We start from the raw sequence: 21,648 nt of genomic DNA on the forward strand, positions 1-21,648 counted from the left end.
GTTTCTCGCCTCGGAGTAAATGTATACCAGGTGCAGAAATAGCCCCGGGAGAGCTTCCTGCTACGGTGTGTGCCGTGGACGAAGGCAAGCCAGGGCTGCGGGAGCGGAAGAAGCAGCGGACCCACGCGGCGATCTCCGATGCGGCGATCACGCTGTTCCTCGAACACGGCTTCAACCAGGTCTCGGTGGCCCAGGTGGCCGAGGCGGCCGAAGTGTCCAAACGCACGCTCTTCGCCTACTTCCCCACGAAGGAAGACCTCGTGGTGCACCGCCTCGCCGACCACGAGACCGAGATCGCGCGCGTCGTACGGGCCCGCCCGGCCGGTACCGACCCGCTGGCCGCGGTGCGCGAGCACTTCCTCGAAGGGCTGCGCGAGCGGGACCCGATCACCGGGCTCAACGACCACCCCCAGGTGCGCAGGGTCCACCGGATGATCCTCGACGCGCCCTCACTGGTGGCCCGGATGGAGCGGTTCAAGGCCGGCGCCGAACGAGCGCTCGCCCAGGCACTGCAGGAGACGGCGGACGCTCCGGAACTCACGGCGCGGTTGGCCGCCGTCCAGATCGTCGCGGTCCACTGGGCGCTGGCACAGGACAACGCCGAACGCCTGGCGTACGGCGAACCGGCCGGCACCCGCTATCCGGGTGCGGTGACCGATGCGGAACACGCGTTCACACTGCTGGAGAACGGACTGGGGCAGCTGACCGCGCAGCGATGACTCCAGGCTCCCGGGCACCGGGCACCGGGCACCGGGTACCGGGCACTGGGTACCGGGCACTGGGTACCGGGCACTGGGTACCGGGCGTCCGCGTCGCGCGGCGCCCGGCCCGCCTCGGGTGGCCGACCATCTGCGTCGGAGCAGAATGGGAGGTGTCTCCGGGGTCTTCCCCGGAGTTCGGACGGCACGGGCCGCGGGCCGGCGGAAGGTGCACGGCATGGGCCGCATGCGCGAGATCGCGGTGGTCGGGGGCGGCGGGGGAGCGGTGTGTCTGCTGGAAGCGCTGTCCCGGACCTCAGGTCCGCCGAGCGCTGTCACCGTCTTCGAGCCGTCCGACCGGCTGTGGCGCGGCCGCCCCTATCAGCGGGATTCCGACTGCATTCTGGTGAACCTCCCCTCGCGCGCCATGTCGGTCCGCGCCGAGGACCGCGAGCACTTCGACCGCTGGCTGTCGAGCGGCCACCGGCGACAGACCGGTGAGACCGTGCAGGCCGACGCCTTCAACGCCGCGGCCTTCCCTCCCCGGGCGCTGTTCGGCGACTATCTGGAGTCGGTGGCGGACCACAGCGTGGGTCGGCTCAGGGGCCGTGGCTGGAGGGTCCGCCTCGTACGGGAACGCGTCGTTCAGGCCGCTCCGGGGGCCGGGGGCGCCACGCTGACGACGGAGTGCGGCACACAGCACCATGCCGACCGGGTCGTCCTGTGCATGGGAGCAGGCGCGCCGTACGACGGATTCCGGCTGCACGGAACGGGACCGGGATTCATCCCCGACCCCTACCCGGTGTCGAAATCCCTCGCCGGCATCGACCCGCACGACAGCGTCGCCGTCCTCGGCACGGGACTGACCGCCGCGGACGTGGTCCTCTCCCTGCACGCCGGCGGACATCAAGGCCCCGTCTTCCTGCTGTCCCGGCACGGGGTGCTGCCCGCGGTCCGCCAGCAGCCGATCGCGCACACCATGCGCCACTTCACCCCCGACCGCTTCCACGACCTGAGCCGTGCGGGTCAGGTCGGCTTCACCGATGTCGTCCAGGTGCTGCACGACGAACTCGCGTCCGCCGGTCAGCACCCGGCCGAGCTCGAGACCGAGTTCGCCCTGCTCCACGAGGACCCCGCGCGCCGACTGCGGCGACAACTGGACCTGGTCCACTCGCAGAGCCTCGCCCTGCGCATCCTGCAGCACACCCTGCCCGTCGCCGTCGACGTCTGGCCGCTGATGCCGCACCGGGACCGCAGCGAACTCCTGCGGAACCACTATCGCGCCATCCACTCCCTGTGCTGCCCGATGCCGCCCACCACCGCCGCCCGCCTCCTCGCGATGAGCGAAGCCGGCCAACTCCACATCATGGGAGGGCTGTACGACGTCGGCCGCGCCCGCCGGGGATTCACCGCCGCCACGGACAGCCGACAGATCCACGCCGACACGGTGGTCAACGCCGCCTCCGTCGCGCCGCACCGCGTACCCGCCGCGGCCGCGCCCCTGGTGGAGTCCCTGATCACGGCATCCGCGGCGTCGGCGCACCCGCACGGTGGACTCCGTGTGGAGCGCCAGACCAGCCGGCTCGTCGCCAACGGCGGGACGCAGGAGTGCTTTTACGCCCTCGGTGACGTGACCTTCGGCGCCTTGTTCATCACCGCGGCGATGCCCGTCATCGTGAAGCTGGCCCAGGAGATCTCCCGCGAGGTGACCGGGCCGTGACTCACGAGTCGATGGGGCGCGGCAGCGGCGCCCCGTCGACATACAGGTCGACGTGCTCGTTGTAGAACGCGACCATGCCCGCAATGCCGTTGGCGTGGACCGTCGGGAAGTCGTACGCCCAGGCGATGTCCTCGCGGGTGGCGACGTCGCCGTCGAACGACCAGTAGCCGCTCGTCGTCCCCTTGTACGGGCAGCGGGTCACCGTGTCGGAGCGGCGCAGCCGGGGCCAGTGGACGTGCATGCGGTCGAGGTAGTAGCGGGTCGGCAGGCCGGTCTCGAACAGCTTCACGCAGGACGGCGCGTCCGCCAGCACGATCCCGTCCAACTCCACGCGGACACTGCTGGAGGAGCGCAGCGCGTCCACCCGGGAGTAGGGACTTCTGGGGTGGACGAAGACCGGCTCGTCCTCCTCGAACCACGAGTCCAGCGCCTCCCATGCGAAACGGACGGTGCCGAGCAGATGCTCCGGAGCGCCCTCGCCCCAGACCCACGCCGCACCCTCGCGCACCTCGGATCCGACCCGCAGGGTGTGGCGCCGCGCAGGCCCGGCGCCCCGTGGTTCGACGTGGTCCTCGTCGGTCAGCGCACCCTCGACCATGTCCTCGACCGGGATGCTGAACTGGGGATACGGGGGCCACTCCCACACGTACAGGGCACGTCGGGTGTCGAACACGACACGCCCGCCGATCAGCCCCCGGATGCGCCGCGGTACCGGCTCGACATGTCCGACCGGGACGATCAGGCTCGGGTACAGCACGCTCTCGTCCGCCATGGACGGTCACCTCGGTTCACTCGTTCCATGTGCGCCCTTGCGCCTCTGCGCCCTTGCGCCCGGGCAACTGCGCCCGGGCAACTTCGGCGTCCGTGACAACGGCACCTCTGCCCGGAACCGGGACTCTGGGCATGTGTCTGAAATGCTATCGATCGCCGAGATCGACCGGTGAACGGCCTGCCCCCACGAGAAGGAGAACGGTCATGCCCGTCGTGCGCGGAACCTCCGTGGACATCCCCACCCAGGACGGCACCGCCGACGCCTACCTGGCCCACCCCGGCGACAGCGCCCCGCACCCCGCGGTCCTGCTCTACATGGACGCGTTCGGGCTGCGCCCCCAACTGCGGAGGATGGCGGACCGCCTTGCCTCGGCCGGCTACACCGTCCTGGTCCCCAATGTGTTCTACCGCCACGGCAGGGCCCCCGTGGTCGAGCTGCCCGACGTCATCGACCCGGTCCGGCGCCCGGAGATCTTCGCGGCTCTCGGCCCCGTCATGCAGGCCCTCACGCCCGAGTCGGCCATGCGCGACGCGGGGGTGTACCTCTCCTGTCTCGCCGCCTCACCCCTGGCCGACGACGGGCCGGTCGGCCTCACCGGCTATTGCATGGGCGCCGTCCTGGCACTGCGCACCGCCGGAACCTATCCGGAGCGGGTCGCGGCCGCGGCCTGCTTCCACGGCGGGCGCCTGGCCACCGACGCCGCGGACAGTCCGCACCTGCTCGCCGACCGCATCACGGCGGAGCTGTACTTCGCGCACGCGGACCAGGACCCGTCCATGACCGAGGACCAGATCGCCCTCCTCGAAAGCACCCTCACCGCGGCGGGCGTCACGTATCGCAGCGAGGTCTACCACGGCGCGCACCACGGCTTCACCCAGGCGGACACCGCCGCCCACGACGCCCAGGCGGAGGAACGCCACTGGCAGGCGCTGCTGGCCCTGCTGAGCCGCACGCTCCGACCGGGCTGATACGGCGCACCGCGTGACCCGACGAGGGGCGCTTCACGGATCGGCCGGGACGGGCCCTTCTTCAGACAGCCCGCACCACGCCCCGGCGCGCATGCGGTCACTGCCCCGGACTGCCCCGGCCCGACCCGGCTCGCCACGGGGCCGCGCCGAAGAGCGCGGGAACGTACCAGCGTGGCCCCTCAGCGAGTCCGGCGGGCGTGGAGACGGGCGGCCTGGCGCGTCAGATGGTCCCGCTCGGCGAGGTTGGGTGCCTTCCGGGCCGCCTCCGCGTACAGCCGCGCCGCCGTCGCCGGATCGCCGTCGCGCTCGTGGAGGTACGCCGCCACCGCGGCGTGACGGGGCAGCGCGTCGTTCACCGCCGCGAGCGCCGCCAGGCCGGCGCGCGGCCCGTCGGCCTCGCCGACGGCCACCGCACGGTTGAGCCGGACGACCGGGCTGTCCGTCAGACGCGCCAACTCGTCGTACCACTCGACGATCTGCACCCAGTCGGTCTCCTCCGCCGTGAGCGCGTCGGCATGGAGCGCCGCGATGGCGGCCTGGGCCTGGAACTCGCCCAGCCGGTCGCGGGCGAGGGCGGCCTGCAGGATCTCGACGCCCTCGGCGATCGACTCCGTGTCCCACCGGCCGCGGTCCTGCTCGGCGAGCGGCACCAGGCTGCCGTCGGGCGCGGTCCTGGCGGCGCGCCGGGCGTGGTGGAGCAGCATGAGCGCGAGCAGGCCCGCCACCTCGGGGTGGTCGATCGAGGCCGCGAGCTGCCGGGTGAGCCGGATGGCCTCGGCGGAGAGGTCGATGTCGCCGGAGTAGCCCTCGTTGAAGACCAGGTAGAGGACGCGCAGCACGGTGGAGACGTCGCCGGGCCGGTCGAACCGCACGCCGGAGACGGTGCGCTTGGCCCGGCTGATGCGCTGCGCCATGGTCGCCTCGGGCACCAGGTATGCCTGGGCGATCTGGCGGGTGGTCAGCCCGCCCACGGCGCGCAGCGTGAGCGCGACCGCGGACGACGGCGTCAGCGACGGGTGGGCGCACAGGAAGTAGAGCTGGAGCGTGTCGTCCACCGCGGGCGCGGGCCCGGGCGCCGGCTCCTCGTCGACGAGGTCCTCACGCCGGCGGCGTGAGGCGTCCGACCGGGCCGCGTCGAGGAACTTGCGCCAGGCCACGGTGGTCAGCCAGCCCTTCGGGTCCCGCGGCGGGTCGGCCGGCCAGACGCGGACGGCCTCGACCAGGGCGTCCTGCACGGCGTCCTCGGCCGCCGCGAAGTCGGCTCCGCGGCGGACGAGGACCCCGAGCACGCTCGGCGTGAGGCTCCGGAGCAGAAGCTCGTTCACCGCAGAGGTCATCGGTGCGGGCACTCCGTGACGGTGGGCGACGCGGCCAGGAACGGGCGCACCTCGAGCCACTCGTGGATCGGCTTCCCGCCCGCCCCGGGGGCGGCCGACAGCTCCCCGGCCAGCTCGACCGCGCGCTCGTAGCTGTCGACGTCGATCACCATCCAGCCGGCGATGAGGTCCTTGGTCTCGGCGAACGGGCCGTCGGTGACCGGCGGGCGCCCCTCGCCGTCGTACCGGACGAACGTCCCCTCGGGGGCGAGCGCCTGACCGTCGACGAACTCACCGGTCCCCTCAAGCCGGGCCGCGAAGTCGTGCATGTACTGCACGTGGGCCGAGATCTCCTCCGGCGTCCACCGGTCCATGGGCACGTCGTTGACCGCGGCCGGGGCGCCGCGGTAGTGCTTGAGCAGCAGGTACTTGGCCATCGTCGTTCTCCTCGGTGCTGGTGCGACCCCCATTGTGGTCGCGTTCACTGCGGGGACGGAGCCGGTCACGGGTTCTCGACATCGCCGTCCGGAACTTCCTGCCGGAATCCGTGGACAGGCTGCCGCAGCGCACGGCGACGGCGCTGAGCGCCTGCTGATGGCGGCGCGCTGCTGCGTCCGATCGGCTCGTTCCCGGGCCACGCCGACGCTGCTGGAGACAGCCTCACACGGGGCGGCCGACGGGCCGCGATACCGTCCGACAGTGGCTGACACGGTTTCGAGAGGCGACGTCATCGCGTTTCGTCTGGGCGCCCATCACCTCACCGAACGGTCGAGCGCGGACGGGCTGCTCGACGCGGCCGGCCGATGCGGGGTCCAGAACAGCCCGCCCGGTTCGGCGCTGCTCGCCCTGCACGCCAGGGTGCGCGACGTTACGCAGCAACGGGTGGCCGACTCAGTCGCCGAGGAGAAGAGCCTGCTGCAGAGCTGGTGCATGCGCGGCTCGCCGTTCTACTTCCCGGCCTCGGACGCACCGGTGTTCACCACCGGCGTGCTCCCGCCCACCGAGGAGGCGCTGCGCCACTTCATTCCCGGCGTGGAGCCGGCGTTGGAGGAGCTCGGTATCAGCCTGATCGAGGCGGTCGAGCTGACCGGCGCCGAGATCGGCGGCGTGCTCTCCGGGCGCCGGCTCGCCATCAACGAACTGGGCGCGGAGGTCGCCGAGCGGATTGCCCGCACCCTGCCGAAGAGACGACGCGGCATCTGGGAAGAAGAAGGCCCCTACGCCCCGGGCCAGCCGCTCGGCGAGGGGGTCGTGCACTTCTGCATCCGCATCCTCTCGCTGCAACGCGTCGTCTGCTTCGCGCCCCGCGCCGGGAACGAGGCACCGTTCGTCCTGGTCGACGAGTGGCTCGGGCAACCGATCCCGCACATCGATCCCGACCTCGCCCGCGCCGAACTGCTCCGCCGCTATCTGCGCTGCTACGGACCGTCGACGCGGGGACACTTCGCTGCGTGGGCGGGGATCCATGCCCGTGACACCGACCCCTGGTGGAGCCCGGTCGAGGACGAGCTGACACAGGTCGAGTTCGGCGGCACGTCGTGGATCCTCGCCGAGGACCTCGACGCACTGCGGACGGCACCGATGCCGAAGGGGGTGCGCCTGCTCCCGCCACGCGACCCGTACACCCAGATGCGGGACCGCGAGACGATCGTCGACCACCGGTACCACCGGGACATCTGGAAGACGGTCGGCGAACCCGGCACGGTCCTCACGGGCGGCAGAATCACCGGCACGTGGCGTCCTCGCAAGAGCGGGCGGAAACTGACCATCACCGTCACGACGTTCGGCCGACTGCCGGAGCGGGACAGGAAGTTGCTGCGGAACGAGGCCGAGCAGGTCGCACCGTTGCGAGGCGCGTCGTCCGTGGACGTCGAGTTCGACTCCGGCTGAGCCTCCTGATCCTCCGCGCCACGAACGGCCCATGTTCACGCCTGCCATGCCCTCCGCGCCGTTCGTGTGTCGACGCGTGGGCCCGCTGGCCGTCCTCATGCCGGCGACCGGCCGTGACCTGCACGGACGGCCTGACGATCCGGACTTGCAGCTGCCGTGTCAGAGCCCGGCGACCTTCGCGCTCGCCGACAGTTCGTAGACCAGGGTGACCGTACGACTGCTGCCGGGCGGGAGGGCGACGCTCCAGCTGGCGATGCCTTCGGCGTCGACCGTGTCGGGCGCCGGCGAGCAGGCTTCCTCGCGCAGGCGTACCTGCACCGCCGAGACCTCGGAGACCGGGATCCGCTCGCGGAGCACGACCGCCCGATCGCCATGCTCCCCGGGAGCGGAGAACCGGGACAGGTGCAGCCGGACCGTGCGGGTGACCAGAGTCCGCTGGGTGATTCCGGAAGTGTCGCGGGTCTCCTCGGACTCCCTGACCACCCGGTGGTCGTCCGCGCTGCCGAAGGCCAGCTCGGCGGGGGCGCCGGGGGCGGTGAAGTCCAGCGTTCCACGGCCGGTGAAGCCGCTGTCGCGGACCAGGTCCACGGGCCCGGCGAGCAGCGCGTGGCCGGACCGGTTATGGAACCGCACCACCTGGGTGACCAGTGGGGACAGCTCGGGCGAGCAGGCGTACTCGCTGCTCGCGGCCGTGGTGAAGACGGAGACGGGCACCCGGTGCGCACGGCCGTCGCCTGCCACGGACACCGGAGCCGGGGACTTCAGTACGCGTACTTCGCCGCCGTCGTCCACGCCCGGCAGGGCGGGCACCGAGAGGCCCGGGGACGGGCCGAGGTCCCCGATGTCCTCCTCGCGCAGCTCGACGCCGACCGTGCGGCGCTCCGCGGCCGAGCGGTCCTCCAGCGTCAGCCGGTCCTCGCCCAGCCGCGGGGGATCGGTGGCGAGCGCCGACCGTGCCGTCGACAACGTCAGCCGTACGTCCGACCAGTCCTCGCCGGTGCGCTGCCAGACCATGGCGTCGGTCTCCAGCGTCAGGGAGCCCCCGTCGAGTACGGCCCGGTAGGCGGGCCGCCACAGCGCACACGCGGTGAGGTGGCTGAGCCGCAGCCGGGCCGGCCCGGCTGCCGTGGACTCCACGGTCAGCTCGATGTGGCCGACCAGCTCCGCGGGCTCCTCCTCGGTGAGGTCCAGCGTCCGCCGTCCCTCCGCGAGCTCGCCTGCGACGGCGGTCAACCGGACCTCCACCGTGCGGAGTTCCTCGCTGTGCGTGTCACGCCCGCTGTCCACCCGGTCCAGTTCGCGTGCCCAGCGCTCCGGCTCCGTCTCGCCGAACCCGGCGCCCTCGCCGATCTCCCGCAGCAGATCGGCGCCGAGCCGGCCGAGCAGGTCGAGGCGGGCCCGGAGACGGTCGCGCCGCTGCCCGAGGGCGAGCCGCTCCTCTTCGAGGGCGTGCAGGCGGTGGCGCAGCGCCGAGTCGTCGTCGCCGGGCGGCAGCGGGCCCCGCGGCGTCCAGCTGCGGACGATCCGCGCGTCCAGCACGGTCGCCGCACGATCCGGTCCATCCGGTCCATCCGGTCCATCCGGTCCATCCGGTCCATCCGGTCGGTCGGCTCGATCTGCTCGATCGGCCGTCAGCTCGGCGTGCAGCGTGCGGTCGACGGCCAGTGCGCTGACCGGTCCGAGGCGCAGCCGTTGGACCCCGGCCTCCAGTTCGAGCACGGTGGTGCGCTCGACATGGGCTCGGTCCTCCAGGCAGGTGACGGCGGTGACGGGGAGGGGGATCGGCCCCGGGGCTGTGGACATGGCGAAGCTCAGCTCCTCCGGTTGCCGCCGGCGATGGCCTTGCCGGCCGGGATGCGGATCTCGTAGCCGCCGTCGAGGGCGGCGGTGCCGCCGGCGGGCAGGTCCACCCGCCAGAGGCGGGTGCCCGGAGCGTGGTGCTCGGGCCCCTCACCGGCCACGGGCGCCTTCCAGTCGGCCCGTTCCTCGATCCGGACGTCCGGTTCCGAGGAGACCGGGACACGCTCGCGGACCTCCACGGTGACGGGCCTCCCGAGCCGGTTGGCCAGCTCCACGTGCACGCGGTGGTCGAGCACGGTGATGTGGTTGCGCAGCCCCGAGGCCGACTCGTGCATCTCGGTACGGCGGGTGACCCGGATCGCCTCGGCCGGACCGAGGCCCACCCGTCGGACCCCTCCGGGTGCGAGGGTGGGCAGCGCGGCGGTCAGCACGAAGTCGTCGTCGACGGTGACCTCCACGGGGCCGGCCAGCAGAGCCCGGTCAGTCGCGTTGGAGAGCGCCAGCGTCGCGTACACGGTCTCCTCCACGGACGGCACGCAGACGTACTCGGTACGCAGACCGACCGGGATCTCGGTGACGGTGACGGTGTGCCAGGTGCCGTCCGACGGGATGTCGGCGCGGGCGGCGGCGTCGAAGCGATGGTCGAAGGAGCCCGCCGACTCGCGGGGCCGCACGGCGTGTCCGGGCAGCGGCAGCGCGGCGACAGCCTCTGCGCGGCGGCGGTACTCGGCGGTCACCAGGTCGCCGGCGGAGGCGGGGAACAGCCGGCCTCGGCGACTGCGCTGCTCGTCGGGGCCGCTCAGGACGAGGGCGGCGTAGTCGAGTTCGGCGCCGCTCGGCCGCGGCGGACCGGTCACCGGCTCCGGCGGCGGAGCCGGCGCGGCACCGCCGGGAGCGGCAGGTGCCATGGGGGCGGGCGCCGCCAAGGACGCGCTGCCCGGACGCGCCCCGCCGCCCGGACGCGACCGGGCCGTCGGCGCGGGGCCGGGCCCACCGCCGCCGACGGCCTCCCGGGTGGGGTCGGCGGCCGCAGCGCCGGGGACCGGCAGCCTCGGAGGCGGTGCACCGTAGCCCTGGAGGGTGGGTGGCGGTGGCGGTGGCGGCGGGACGGCGACGGGCGCGGATCCGATCCCGACAGCCAGTGCCGCGGAACCGGCGGCTGCGCCCGCGCCTGCGCTGGCAGCGGTGGCGGGGCGCGGGCCGGCCGCGTCGTACCCGGCGAACAGATCGGTGAGCCCCGCCGGGGGTTCGCGCCAGCCGGAAGGCGCCGGGCCGGGCTGACGGCGTCCGATCCGGATCGATCGGAGCGTGGGCAGATCGGTGCGGCGCCGCAGGTCGGCGGTGGACAGGCCGACGCGCACGCCCCTCCAGTCCTCGCCGGTGCGCTGGGCGACCGAGGCGCGCAGCACCAGACGGCCGCTGTCATCGCCCTGACGGTGCGTGAGGCGGTAGGCGGGCACCCAGACGGCGCCCGGCACCCCGTACTCCACTTCCACTTCCACCTCCACCTCCAACTCCACATCCGGCTGCGGGTCCCCGACGCCGCTGAGGGTCAGGGCCGCCGAGACCGTGGTCGCCATGTGTGCCGACGGCGCGTCGGTGGAGGCACGGTCCAGCTTGTCCGCGGCGACCTCCAGCGCGTGCTCCGCCCGCCGCAGCTCCTCCTCCAGCTCGACGAGCCGGGCATGAAGGCCCGTCAGCCGCTCGTCGACGAAGTCGGCGAGCTCAAGCCACGCGTCGGCCGGGGTGCGGCGGTGCGGGTCCTCGCGCTTACGGGCCGGCGGGACCGGGCGCAACGCCCCGACCTCTTCGATCAGGCCCCGCTGCCGGTCCCGGCGCCCCTCCGCAGCCGCGTACTCGTCGTGCAGCCGTTCGACCTCACGCCGCAGCCCATCGGGGGTGCAGGCGGCAGCGGGGGTATGGGGGGCGGCAGGCTCGGCCTCCACTTCCACCTCTACCCGAGCCTCGACGACCCGCACACCGGAGGCGCCGAGGACACGGGCCCGCAGAGAACCCGTATCGAGTGAGCGGGGCAGCCCCGTGACCCGCACCCGACCGTCGGGCGGCACGCTGCCCCGGGCCAGCCGACGGCAGACCGCGCCCTGCGCGTAGACCACCACCGAATCGAGGGTCGACTCCCACCGCTGCGCCGTCTCAGCCGTCATCCGCCCCGCCCCCGCCGCGTCAAATGCCGAGCGAAGCCTACGTCAGGGGTCGACCCGTCCGCGTAGGGGCGGACGGCAGTGCCCGTCGTACGGGACGGTGGTCCGGTCGGGCGGCGAGGCCGATTCCGAGGCGTTCACGGAGACGTGGTGGGCCACGGAGACGCGGTGGTCACGGAGGCGCGGTGGGTCATCGGTCCGGGCGACGCCGGCCGGTGTGTCCGCTTCGGACTCCGCCCGCCGCCCGGACCGATGGCCCGAGTCGGATCAGAACTCCAGCACCGCCTGCACCGGCAGGTGGTCGCTGGGGAACTGGCCGTTCTTGGAGAAGGTGTTGATGGCGGCGTAGCGGGTGCGGACGTCAGGCGACGTGAGGATCCAGTCGATCCGGTCACCGTCGGGAGTGAGGGGGCGGTAGCCGTGGAAGGTCGCGTAGAGCGCGCTGCGCCGCTCGGCGACGTCCCAGGTGTCCAGGAGGGCGCCGCCGTTGAGCATGGTGTCGTAGGCGGGGTTCTTGTGGGCGGCGGCGTTGAAGTCGCCCATGACGATGCGGGGCAGGGCGGCGTCAAGGCCGCCCAGACGCTCGGTGATCAGCGCCGCCGAGTGCTCGCGCGCGCTCTGGCCGACGTGGTCGAAGTGCGTGTTGACGGCGTAGAACTCACGGCCCGTGCGCCGGTCCCGGAAGCGGACCCAGGTGACCATGCGCGTGATGGCGGCGTCCCAGCCCTTGGAGGCGATCACGTTCGGGGTCTCGGAGAGCCAGAAGTGGTCGTACTCGAGCGGGTCGAGGCGGGTCGAGTCGTAGAAGACCGTCATGAACTCGCCGTGGCTGCCGCCCTCGCGGCCGGTGCCGATCGCGGCGTAGCGCGAGCCGAGGTCGGCCTCGATGTCCCGCAGCTGGTCGTACAGCCCCTCCTGGGTGCCGATCAGGTGCGGCTCCTCGTGGCGCAGCAGCTCCCGCATGACCGGGCGGCGCTCGGCCCAGGAGTTGGGCGTGGTGGCGCTGGCGTAGCGGAGGTTGAAGCTCATCACGCGCAGCGGTCGGCCACCGTCTCCGCTTTTGGTCCCGGCGCTCACGGCCTGGGCGGACTCGGCGGCCTGGGCCGCCGAGGTGCCGTAGGCGGCGATCGGCAGGGCCAGGGCCGCCGCGGCCGCGGCCTTGATGCCATGACGGCGAGAGATGGGGGATGCGGACATGTGCACTCCAGACTTCTGGTACGGGCCGGGGCCGGCCACGGAGAGTCTCAGACGGCCTTGTGTGGCGGACGTGGCCTGCGCGGGACCGAAGTCGGAACACCGGGTGGCGTACGGCCCGGTACGACGGAACCGCTCCCGCCCCGGCACCCGGCACCCGGCACCCGGCGCCGCACCGCGGGCCGGCGCCCGCCCGGCCGTCGCGCACCGCGAGGCCGCCCTGGCCGCGGTCACCGAAGAACCTCGGCTGCGCATGGGCGATTTGCGGACCGTCGACACGTCGTGAGATCCGGCAGCTTTCGAGCCGGTGGCCACTGGCGTCTACGCCTACGACCGGGGCCGCACGCTCTTCGGCGATCCAGTCGCGCACCGGACAGTCCGCACGGTTCTCCGGCCCGCCTGCGGTCGGCGCGGCACCCCCCTGCCGCGATGCGGCACTCGTACGCCCATGAGGCCCACCGCCTGGGGGTGATCCGCACGGGGCGGCAGCGCCTCCACCACACCCGCGGGGTCCGCGGCGGCGAAGCGGCGGGCCGTAGGCCGACGGCGGTGGTCGGGCCCCGGTGAGCGGTAGCTGACCGCCGACTGCGCATGGCCTACCGCACGCAGAGCGCGGTCGAGCACACGCCCGGTGCGGGAGAAACGGGAGCGCGTGGACTGGATGACGGGACCATCCGGGTCTGCCGGACCGGCAGACGCCCGGTCATTCCTGGCTATTGACGCGCATGCCGGGCGCCCGCGCCAGGGAGTCGGGGTCCGACTGCTCCGCGCGTGCAGGAGTGAGCTCTTCCTCAGCCCAGACGATCTTGCCGCCCAGTGTCGGGCGGGAGCCCCATCTGCGGGACAGCTGGGCGACCAGGAAGAGACCGCGGCCGTTCTCGTCGGCGGTCTGTGCGTGACGCGGACGCGGGGAGTCGGCGTCGGTGTCGGACACCTCACAGGTCAGGGCCTGATGCTGGATCAGGCGCAGACCGATCGGGCCCGTGCCGTGGCGCACGGCGTTGGTGACCAGTTCGCTGACGATCAGGTTCGTGGGGTCCTCAAGACTTTTCAGACCCCATTGGGCCAGCTGACCTGCTGCCAGTTTCCGGGCACGGCGGACAGCGGTCCGGTCGCGGGGCAGCGTCCAGGAGGCGACCTGGTCGGGGCTGAGCGTTCGGGTGCGGACGAGGAGCAAGGTGACGTCGTCGCAAGCCGTCTGCCCCTGGAAGGGCTCCGTTGCGCGGGCGCAGAGGTCTTCCAGGGATCGATCCGGTTGTGCGAGGGCGGTGCCCAGGCGGTGCATTCCCACGTCGATGTCGTGGTCACGGGTCTCGATCAGGCCGTCGGTGTACAGGGCGAGGAGGGTTCCCTCGGCCAGTTCCAGCTCGACGGCCTCGAAGGGGACGCCCAGACCGATGCCGAGTGGGGCTCCGGTGGGCAGGTCGGGGAAGGTGACCCGGCCCTGCGGGTCGACGATCGCGGGCGGGGGATGCCCGGCCCTCGCCATCGTGCACATGCGGGTGACCGGGTCGTAGACGGCGTACAGACAGGTGGCGCCCACCACCGCGGGGGCCTGGTCCGGCGCGTCGGCGTCTTCTCCGACCAGCCGCTGGACCGTGTCGTCGAGGCGGGCCAGCAGCTCGTCGGGGGGCAGTTCCATGTCGGCGAGCGTGTGGACGGCGGTACGGAGCCTGCCCATGGTCGCGGCGGCGTTGATGCCGTGCCCCACCACGTCACCGACGACGAGGGCCACCCGGGCGCCGGACAGCGGGATCACATCGAACCAGTCGCCCCCGACACCGCGGTCCATGTCGGCGGGCAGGTAGCGCGAGGCCGCCTCGACCGCCATACCGCCCCTCAAGCGGTGCGGGAGCAGGTTGCGCTGGAGCGCCAGGGCCGTGGTCTGCTCGCGCGCGTACTGGCGTGCGTTGTTCAACGACTGCGCGACGCGGCTGACGAGTTCCTCGGCCAGGAGCAGGTCGGCCTCCTGGAACGGCACCGGGTCTTCGGTGCGGATGAACAATGCCATGCCCAGCAGGACGCGCCGCGCACGGATGGGTACGACCATCAGCGAGTGCATGCCGTTCTCACGGATCTTCGGCGCCCGTATCGGATCCCGGTCGATCCAGGTGCCCGGAGCGGTGTCCACGATCGGCTCCAGATGGGGCTTCCCGGTGCCGAGGACGTCGGAGACGGGTGAGGCGGGCGGCACGGGAATCGGCTCACCGCGCGCCCACGGGGATTCCGGGACTCCTTCGCGGATCGAGGCCAGACCGGCGCGCCGGAATACGGGGAGGCGCTCGCCCACCGAGCCGATGCGGACCGGGGCGCCCTCGCCGAACGGGACGGACTGCTCCAGGTCCACGGCGACGAAGTCGGCGAACAGCGGCACGGCGAGATCGGCCAGTTCCTGACTGATCTGCATCACGTCCAGGGTCATGCCGAGGCGCGTGCCTGCCTCACGGAGGGTGGCGAGCCGCTCGCGCGCGAGCTGGCTCTCGATGACGTCGACGCTGATGACGCATACCCCGACCGCTCGGCCGTCGGCGCCTCGGAAACAGGAGAACGAAACCGCGAACGGGTGCTCCGGGCCCAGACTCGTCGGCAGCCAGGTCCGGTACTCGTGGACCTTGGTAGTGCCGCTCGCCAGCACCTGCTGCATCACCGCCTCCAGCGCTTCGGCCTTGACACTGGGCATGGTGTCGGTCAGCCGATGTCCGAGCCGTCGGTCGCGGGGGATGCCGTCGTGGCTCTCCATCGTGTCGTTCACCCAGACACCGCGCAGCTGCGGGTCACGTACGGAGATGCCGATCGGTGCCCGGGTAAGGAGCGAGCCCCGCACCGCTCCGTTCACCGCGTCTCCGGTCCGCGCGCCGGCGTCGCTCATGGACACGAGCCACCGCGCTGTCCCGTCCTGCCCGTGCAGCACCGAGATCCGCAGGCTGACATCGAGCAGGCGGCCGTCTCGGTGACGTACCGCCGACGCGCCCGACCAGCCGTTCTGGGCACGGCACTGCTTGACGAACACCGACATCGTCGCCGCTTCGCCGAAGGACGGCAGGAGGAGCGCGACGGAACCGCCCACCATGTCCTGCGCGCAGTACCCGACAAGCCGCTCAGCGGCCTGCGTCCAGGCGACCACGATCCCTTGCTCGTCGAGCAGCGCGATCGCCGATTCGGATACCTCATAGGCACTCATCTGCTTACTGAGCGTTACCTGTTTGGTATTGATGGTGGTCATCGAAGGATGTCCTCGCATGGTCGGGTGAGCGGTAGGGACTCCGGAGCCGATTTGTCCAATGTTCAGCTGATTGACCAGGTGAGGCTCTGTTTTGTGACAGTGGTGCGATCGCTCGCCAGGGAGGATGTCGATGCTCGATCAATTGAAGATCAACGCCGCGTTCGTGCGGTCGCACGGTGGAACTGGCCGCGTCCTCCGCCCCACGTGCGAACAACCGCCTGTGAGCTGAGCGGACGTGGCATCATCGCTCCGCCGCGGTTGGCGTGTTGCCTTTGCCGGATCCGCTACTCGACCGGGAGGTCCTGTCATGACCAGTAAGTTCACCGAGCTGGCGATCGACTGCGCCGATCCCGTCGCGCTCGCCCGGTTCTGGTGCTCGGTCCTGGGCTACGAGGTGCAGGACGAAGGTGACGGAATCGTCACCATCGGCTCGCCGATGGTGCCTGAAGGCAAGAGCCGAATCGGCCCCGTGCCACCGACGCTGACCTTCGCGTGTGTGCCCGAGGGCAAGACCGTCAAGAACCGTCTCCACCTCGACGTCAACCCGACCGACAGGGAACAGGACGAAGAGGTCCGTCGCCTGCTCGACCTGGGTGCTCGACGCGCCGACGTCGGCCAGGGTGAGGAGAGCTGGGTCGTACTTGCCGACCCGGAGGGGAACGAGTTCTGCGTCCTCGCGGGCCGCTGCCCCTGATCGGCATGGCCGGTGGGGTTGTACGCAGAGATCAAGCCGGATCAGCTCGACCGGAGTCAATCGCCGGCAGGCAGGGCCGCCGGCCTGCGCAGCAGCCACCGCCCGAACGACCGACCTGAGGGCCGCACGACGACGCGGCCGAAGCTCTTCGTGCCGACCAGCTCCACCCGCAGTACGACCGGCGTACCGGGGGCCGGAGCCTGACGGATCTTGAGCTTGCTGAATTCCAGTGTCAGGGCGTCGGCGTCGACCACGATGCCCGGCCTGGTGATCAGCGTCAGGGTCTTGCCGCGCATGTCACGTCGATCCGCAAGGTGTTCTGCGTGATCACTGCCCGAGTGAAGTCGAGTGTCACCTCGCACCACTCCGCTGCGAGCTCCAGCCTCCGCGGTACCACCCAGGGCCCCACACGGTCGACCGCACTGAACCTCTGGTCGATCCGGAGCACGTCCTTGACCTCCGCGACGACCGCGCCGGCCGAGGCGGACACGGGCGGCAGGGCTCGCGGAGCCACACCTGCGGTCTCAATCCGCCTGGCGCGCCACGCGGTAGCGGAGGTGGACGACTCTCGACCTGAAGGTGCGGGTTTCGATGAGTTCGAGCTGCACCCGGCGCTCGTGCCGGGGAAAGAAGGGAATGCCACCGCCGACCAGCACCGGGTAGACCCTGGCCCGGTACTCGTCGATCAGATCCGACGCGGCCGCCTCGGCGGCGAGAGTCGCGCCGCCGATCGCGATGTCACCCTCTCCCGGCTCGGCGCGCAACCGCTCGATCTCCTCCGCCAGGCTGCCGGAAGCCAGGCGGGCATGGCCCTGCACCGCCGACAGCGTCGTGGAGAACACCACCTTCGGGAGCGGCTTCCAGAGCGCGGTCCACTCGACCATGGACTCGTCGAGCGACGGATCCTCGTCGGCGGTCTCCCAGTACAGCATCGTCTCGTACAGCCGTCGCCCCAACAGGTGGACGTCGACCTCGCGGATCTCGTCGATCCAGGAGCGGAAGACCTCCTCGTCGGGCTCCGTCCAGTTGAATCCACCGTCCGGCCCGACGATGTAGCCGTCAAGTGAGACGCCCATCGAATAGGTCACGCTGCGCATCAGAAGCCCTCCATGGGAACAGGATCGACCACTATGACCGCCCGACGCCGCGGAACTCATCGCGGCTCGCTGGATTTCCCGGGCTGAGGTGGTTCCTCGTGGGCAGTGCCCTTGGACGGCAAAGGCAAAGCAAAGGCAAGGAGAGCTCTCTCCTTGCCACTCTCAACGTATAGCGCGCTGGGGGGCTTGCCACAAGACCCGGGGCACGGCGCAGAATCGTCGGCCGATGCCACAACCTGCGGAAATGGGGGCACGGGGTGCCTGTGTTGTTGTCGACGTACGAGGGACGCGGTGACGTCGGACCAGCGGTGGGGAGCGGCACTGCAGTTGCCGTTGCACTGGCGGGTGCTCAGCGCGCAGGCGCGGGTTCGACGGACCGGGAGGCGGCCGTGATTCGATCGGGCACCACGGCACAACGGAGCACGACTGCCTCGGAGGCATCGCGATGATCGAGCAGTACGTGTGGGACCTCGATGAGGTTCTCGATGAGGTTGACGAGACACAGATCGCGGTCGTCGGCGGCAAGGGCGCGCACCTGGGACGGCTGTCACGGATCGAAGGCATCCGCGTGCCGGCCGGCTTCTGCGTGACGACGGACGCCTTCCGGCGGATCATGGCCGAAGCGCCGTCGATCGACGATCGGCTCGATCAGCTGTCGCGCCTCGACCCGGACGACGACCGGGAGGCGATCCGCACGCTCAGCGCGCAGATTCGTCGGACCATCGAAGGGATTGCCGTCCCGGACGATCTCGCGGCGGCGATCACCCGCGCGCTTGCCCGGCTCGGCGAGCAGGCCGCCTGCGCCGTCCGGTCCAGCGCGACGGCGGAGGACCTGCCGACGGCCTCCTTCGCCGGCCAGCAGGACACGTACCTGAACATCGTGGGGCCGGCGGCGGTCCTCCAGCACATCAGCCGGTGCTGGGCCTCGCTGTTCACCGAGCGGGCCGTGATCTACCGCCGGCGGAACGGCATCGACCACGGTGCGGTCCACATGGCTGTGGTCGTGCAGCAGATGGTCTTCCCGCACGCGGCCGGCATCCTGTTCACGGCCGACCCCGTCACGGGCAACCGGAAGGTCGCCACCGTGGACGCCGGCTTCGGCCTCGGCGAGGCCCTGGTCTCCGGCCTGGTCAACCCGGACGTCTTCAAGGTGCGGGACGGCGAAGTCGTCGCCAAGGCGATCGCCGCCAAACAACGTGCCGTTCACGCCCTGCCTGCCGGCGGTGTGCAGGACGTGGCGATCGACGCACAGCGGCAGGAGCAGCCCGCGCTGACGGATGCGCAGGTCGTGCGGCTCGTGCAGCTCGGGCGGCGGATCGAAGCGCACTTCGGCCGCCCGCAGGACATCGAATGGTGCCTTGACGACGACGGCTTCCACATCGTTCAGAGCCGGCCGATCACGACGCTGTTCCCCATCCCCGAGACCGGCGACCAGGAGAATCACGTCTACGTCTCCGTCGGCCACGGGCAGATGATGACCGACCCGATGAAGCCCCTGGGGCTCTCCGTGTGGCAGCTGACGGCCATGGTGCCGATGCACGAGGCCGGCGGGAGGCTGTTCGTCGACGTCACCCGGCGGCTGGCCTCGCCCGCGAGCCGCGCCGGCCTCCTGGACGTCATAGGGAGAGGCGACCCGCTGATCAGGGACGCTCTGGAGACCGTCCTCGACCGCGACGAATTCGTCCCGTCGCTCCCGGACGCGGGTCCCGGTGGCCCGCCGGCCGGTGGCCCGCCGGGACCCGCCTCCGCCCCGATCGCTACCGATCCGGCCATCGTCACCGAGCTGGTCGAGCGCAGCCGGATGTCCATCGCCGCCCTGGAGCGCGACATCCGGACGAAGACCGGACCGGCGCTGTTCGACTTCCTGCTGGAGGCGTTCGAGGAGCACAAGCGAGTCCTCGGCGATCCGCTGAACCTTCAGGCGATCACGGCGGCGATGGAGGCCACGTGGTGGCTCAACGACAAGCTGCAGGAGTGGCTGGGCGAGAAGAACGCGGCCGACACGCTCACATTGTCCGCCCCCGGCAACATCACGTCGGAGATGGGACTGGCACTGCTCGACGTCGCGGACGTGATCCGCCCGCATCCGGAGGTCTTGGCGTTCCTGCAGCGCGTCGAGGACGAGGACTTCCTGGACGAACTGGCGAAGCTCGCGGGCGGGACCGAAGCGCGCGACGCCATCGATGCCTACCTCGACCGGTACGGCATGCGCTGCGTCGGCGAGATCGACATCACGAGGCCACGCTGGCGCGAGCGCCCCTCCACGCTCGTGCCCGTACTCCTCGACAACGTCAGGAACTTCGAGCCGGGAGCCGCCGAACGGCGCTTCGAGCAAGGACGGCGGAAGGCGCAGAAGAAGGAACAGGACGTGCTGTCTCGCTTGCGGGCCCTGCCGGACGGGGACCGGAAAGCCGACGAGGCCAAGCGGATGATCGACCGGGTCCGGGCCTTCATCGGGTACCGGGAGTACCCGAAGTACGGCATCGTCAGCCGCTCCTTCGTCTACAAGCAGGCCCTCCTGGAAGAGGCCGGGCGCCTCGTGCAGGCCGACGTGCTCCCTGAGAAGGAGGACATCTTCTACCTCACGTTCCAGGAACTCCACGACGTCGTGCGTACGAACCAGGTGGACGGCCGGCTCATCCAGCGGCGCAAGGACGCGTTCCGGTCGTACCACGCGCTCACACCGCCCCGCGTGCTCACATCGGATGGTGAGGCCGTCACCGGGGCCTACCGGCGCGACGACGTGCCGGCCGGCGCCCTGATCGGCCTCCCGGTCTCCGCCGGGACCGTCGAAGGGAGGGCCCGCGTCGTCCTCGACATGTCGGAGGCCGATGTCGAAGCGGGCGACATCCTGGTCACGGCCTTCACGGACCCCAGCTGGTCGCCGCTGTTCGTCGGGATCGCGGGCCTGGTGACGGAGGTGGGCGGTCTGATGACCCATGGCGCGGTGATCGCCCGGGAGTACGGCCTGCCGGCCGTCGTGGGCGTGGAGCGGGCCACCCGGCTGATCCTGGACGGGCAGCGGATCCGCGTACACGGAACCGACGGGTACGTCGAGGTCCTGCCGTGACCGACCGCACCGGGAAGCCGCATCCGAAGCTTGCGGAGCTTCCGACGGGACAGTGCCGAGCACCCGCCCCGAAGGCCAGGGGGCACGCCCTACTGGCGACGGGCCATCAAGTGGGCGTCGAGGAAGCCCCGTTCGGAGGCCGGGTCGTGGAGCAGCCGAGCGAACGTGAGGAGCCCGGCCCCGGCCAGCAACTCGGCGAACCGGTCCGCCGGCCAGCTGTAGGCGGGCGTCACCTTGTGGTCGAAGCGGACCGGCTCCGGTCCTTCCGTCCCGAAGAACGAGACCAGAAGCAGGCCCCCTGGTGCCAGGACACGCACCTGCTCGGCGAGCAGCGCGGGCAGTTCCCCAGGCGGGGTATGGATCATCGAGTAGCGGGCCAGCACACCGCCGAGCGCGCCGTCCTCGACCGGCAGAGCCTCCATCCGCGCCTCGTCGAACCGCAGCGCCGGATGGGCCCGCCGGGCATGGTCGACCATGCCCGGGGAGAGGTCGAGCCCGAAGGCGTCCAGCCCCAGGTCGTGCAGCATGGCCGTGACATGTCCGGGGCCGCACCCCACGTCGGCCGTCCGCAGGTTCCCCGTCGCGCGCACCAGCGCGGCGAAGGTGCCGACCATGGCCCGCCCGAACGGCTGCGTGTCCAGCCGATCGGCGAACATCGACGCGTACTGCTCGACGGCCCCGTCGTAGGCCGTCCTGGTCTCGTCCTGGTGCTCCGCCACGGGACAGGAAGCTAACACCCGTACACGTGCGAGGCTTCTCCGGCCCCTTGCCGACCCCCACCCAGCCGGAGGAAGTTTAGGCCCCCGATGCGGCGGGGTCGATCACCGTGGCCAAAGGACGTCCCGCTGCCGGGCAGCTCACCGATAGCCACATACCGCAGTGCTGCGGTTGGCGCCGCCCTGTTCCTCGTGTCGGGGACAATCAAGCGGAGGACCGCGGTCACCACCATGACACACCCGGGCAACGCGTGCTCCGGGCGCTATCGCATATTCGACTGAATTGGATGACGTATCCTTTCCGTCAAGGAAATTGAATGGCCATTTG

General features: G+C 71.5%; 16 protein-coding genes. 6 read left to right on the forward strand and 10 right to left on the reverse strand.

The window, feature by feature from the left end; translation table 11 throughout:
- Positions 1 to 65: 65 nt before the first annotated feature.
- Entirely contained in the window at positions 66 to 719 is a 654-nt protein-coding gene (locus KK483_RS34205; protein ID WP_262009098.1) for a TetR/AcrR family transcriptional regulator, read from the forward strand.
- 217 nt (positions 720 to 936) lie between these two features.
- Positions 937 to 2,418 carry an FAD/NAD(P)-binding protein gene (locus KK483_RS34210; protein WP_262009099.1) on the forward strand — a complete coding sequence of 494 codons (1,482 nt, stop codon included), beginning with the start codon at positions 937 to 939 and terminating at the stop codon, positions 2,416 to 2,418.
- A gap of 1 nt (position 2,419) precedes the next feature.
- Here KK483_RS34210 and KK483_RS34215 read toward each other — a convergent pair whose 3' ends face one another.
- Complete coding sequence (locus tag KK483_RS34215; RefSeq protein WP_262009100.1) at positions 2,420 to 3,190, reverse strand: DUF427 domain-containing protein; 771 nt, start codon at positions 3,188 to 3,190, stop codon at positions 2,420 to 2,422.
- A gap of 203 nt (positions 3,191 to 3,393) precedes the next feature.
- Between KK483_RS34215 and KK483_RS34220 the strand changes: the two genes are divergently transcribed.
- Complete coding sequence (locus KK483_RS34220) at positions 3,394 to 4,158, forward strand: dienelactone hydrolase family protein (RefSeq protein WP_262009101.1); 765 nt, start codon at positions 3,394 to 3,396, stop codon at positions 4,156 to 4,158.
- Positions 4,159 to 4,337: 179 nt separating this feature from the next.
- On the opposite strand, the gene KK483_RS34225 is transcribed toward KK483_RS34220, so the two are convergent.
- Positions 4,338 to 5,483: an RNA polymerase sigma factor gene (locus KK483_RS34225; RefSeq protein ID WP_262009812.1), complete on the reverse strand. Its 1,146-nt coding sequence runs from the start codon at positions 5,481 to 5,483 to the stop codon at positions 4,338 to 4,340.
- A gap of 8 nt (positions 5,484 to 5,491) precedes the next feature.
- On the reverse strand, positions 5,492 to 5,911 hold the full coding sequence (locus KK483_RS34230) for a YciI family protein (RefSeq protein ID WP_262009102.1): 420 nt from the start codon (positions 5,909 to 5,911) through the stop codon (positions 5,492 to 5,494).
- A 262-nt stretch (positions 5,912 to 6,173) separates the two neighbouring features.
- Between KK483_RS34230 and KK483_RS34235 the strand changes: the two genes are divergently transcribed.
- Positions 6,174 to 7,364 (forward strand): winged helix DNA-binding domain-containing protein, encoded by a 1,191-nt coding sequence (locus KK483_RS34235; RefSeq protein ID WP_262009103.1) that lies wholly within the window; start codon positions 6,174 to 6,176, stop codon positions 7,362 to 7,364.
- A gap of 159 nt (positions 7,365 to 7,523) precedes the next feature.
- Here the strand turns inward: KK483_RS34235 and KK483_RS34240 are convergent, their stop codons facing one another.
- The 4 genes from KK483_RS34240 to KK483_RS34255 form a co-directional block, all read right to left on the reverse strand.
- Positions 7,524 to 9,167 (reverse strand): DUF4139 domain-containing protein, encoded by a 1,644-nt coding sequence (locus KK483_RS34240; protein WP_262009104.1) that lies wholly within the window; start codon positions 9,165 to 9,167, stop codon positions 7,524 to 7,526.
- Positions 9,168 to 9,175: 8 nt separating this feature from the next.
- Positions 9,176 to 11,329, reverse strand: a complete 2,154-nt coding sequence (locus tag KK483_RS34245) for a DUF4139 domain-containing protein (protein ID WP_262009105.1) — start codon at positions 11,327 to 11,329, stop codon at positions 9,176 to 9,178.
- A gap of 264 nt (positions 11,330 to 11,593) precedes the next feature.
- Entirely contained in the window at positions 11,594 to 12,523 is a 930-nt protein-coding gene (locus KK483_RS34250; protein WP_262009106.1) for an endonuclease/exonuclease/phosphatase family protein, read from the reverse strand.
- A 700-nt stretch (positions 12,524 to 13,223) separates the two neighbouring features.
- On the reverse strand, positions 13,224 to 15,701 hold the full coding sequence (locus tag KK483_RS34255) for a SpoIIE family protein phosphatase (protein WP_262009107.1): 2,478 nt from the start codon (positions 15,699 to 15,701) through the stop codon (positions 13,224 to 13,226).
- A 349-nt stretch (positions 15,702 to 16,050) separates the two neighbouring features.
- Here KK483_RS34255 and KK483_RS34260 point away from each other — a divergent pair, with 349 nt between their 5' ends.
- Positions 16,051 to 16,437, forward strand: a complete 387-nt coding sequence (locus KK483_RS34260) for a VOC family protein (protein ID WP_262009108.1) — start codon at positions 16,051 to 16,053, stop codon at positions 16,435 to 16,437.
- Between the two features lie 56 nt (positions 16,438 to 16,493).
- Here KK483_RS34260 and KK483_RS34265 read toward each other — a convergent pair whose 3' ends face one another.
- Together KK483_RS34265 and KK483_RS34270 are read right to left on the reverse strand one after the other, a co-directional pair.
- Positions 16,494 to 16,733: a hypothetical protein gene (locus KK483_RS34265; protein ID WP_262009109.1), complete on the reverse strand. Its 240-nt coding sequence runs from the start codon at positions 16,731 to 16,733 to the stop codon at positions 16,494 to 16,496.
- Positions 16,734 to 16,961: 228 nt separating this feature from the next.
- Positions 16,962 to 17,534 (reverse strand): dihydrofolate reductase family protein, encoded by a 573-nt coding sequence (locus KK483_RS34270; RefSeq protein ID WP_262009110.1) that lies wholly within the window; start codon positions 17,532 to 17,534, stop codon positions 16,962 to 16,964.
- A gap of 445 nt (positions 17,535 to 17,979) precedes the next feature.
- On the opposite strand from KK483_RS34270, the gene rph reads away from it, so the two are divergent.
- On the forward strand, positions 17,980 to 20,604 hold the full coding sequence (rph, locus tag KK483_RS34275; RefSeq protein WP_262009111.1) for a rifamycin-inactivating phosphotransferase: 2,625 nt from the start codon (positions 17,980 to 17,982) through the stop codon (positions 20,602 to 20,604).
- 89 nt (positions 20,605 to 20,693) lie between these two features.
- On the opposite strand, the gene KK483_RS34280 is transcribed toward rph, so the two are convergent.
- Positions 20,694 to 21,323, reverse strand: coding sequence for a class I SAM-dependent methyltransferase (locus KK483_RS34280; RefSeq protein WP_262009112.1), 630 nt, complete (start codon positions 21,321 to 21,323; stop codon positions 20,694 to 20,696).
- Positions 21,324 to 21,648: the final 325 nt, after the last annotated feature.

Source organism: Streptomyces sp. FIT100 (genome assembly GCF_024584805.1).
In the GTDB taxonomy this organism is placed as follows: domain Bacteria; phylum Actinomycetota; class Actinomycetes; order Streptomycetales; family Streptomycetaceae; genus Streptomyces.

Coding starts and splice junctions, on each gene's coding strand:
- KK483_RS34210 (WP_262009099.1), top strand. CDS start 937: ATGGGCCGCATGCGCGAGATCGCGGTGGTCGGGGGCGGCGGGGGAGCG.
- KK483_RS34215 (WP_262009100.1), bottom strand. CDS start 3,190: ATGGCGGACGAGAGCGTGCTGTACCCGAGCCTGATCGTCCCGGTCGGA.
- KK483_RS34220 (WP_262009101.1), top strand. CDS start 3,394: ATGCCCGTCGTGCGCGGAACCTCCGTGGACATCCCCACCCAGGACGGC.
- KK483_RS34230 (WP_262009102.1), bottom strand. CDS start 5,911: ATGGCCAAGTACCTGCTGCTCAAGCACTACCGCGGCGCCCCGGCCGCG.
- KK483_RS34240 (WP_262009104.1), bottom strand. CDS start 9,167: ATGTCCACAGCCCCGGGGCCGATCCCCCTCCCCGTCACCGCCGTCACC.
- KK483_RS34245 (WP_262009105.1), bottom strand. CDS start 11,329: ATGACGGCTGAGACGGCGCAGCGGTGGGAGTCGACCCTCGATTCGGTG.
- KK483_RS34250 (WP_262009106.1), bottom strand. CDS start 12,523: ATGTCCGCATCCCCCATCTCTCGCCGTCATGGCATCAAGGCCGCGGCC.
- KK483_RS34255 (WP_262009107.1), bottom strand. CDS start 15,701: ATGAGTGCCTATGAGGTATCCGAATCGGCGATCGCGCTGCTCGACGAG.
- KK483_RS34260 (WP_262009108.1), top strand. CDS start 16,051: ATGACCAGTAAGTTCACCGAGCTGGCGATCGACTGCGCCGATCCCGTC.
- KK483_RS34265 (WP_262009109.1), bottom strand. CDS start 16,733: ATGCGCGGCAAGACCCTGACGCTGATCACCAGGCCGGGCATCGTGGTC.
- KK483_RS34270 (WP_262009110.1), bottom strand. CDS start 17,534: ATGCGCAGCGTGACCTATTCGATGGGCGTCTCACTTGACGGCTACATC.
- rph (WP_262009111.1), top strand. CDS start 17,980: ATGATCGAGCAGTACGTGTGGGACCTCGATGAGGTTCTCGATGAGGTT.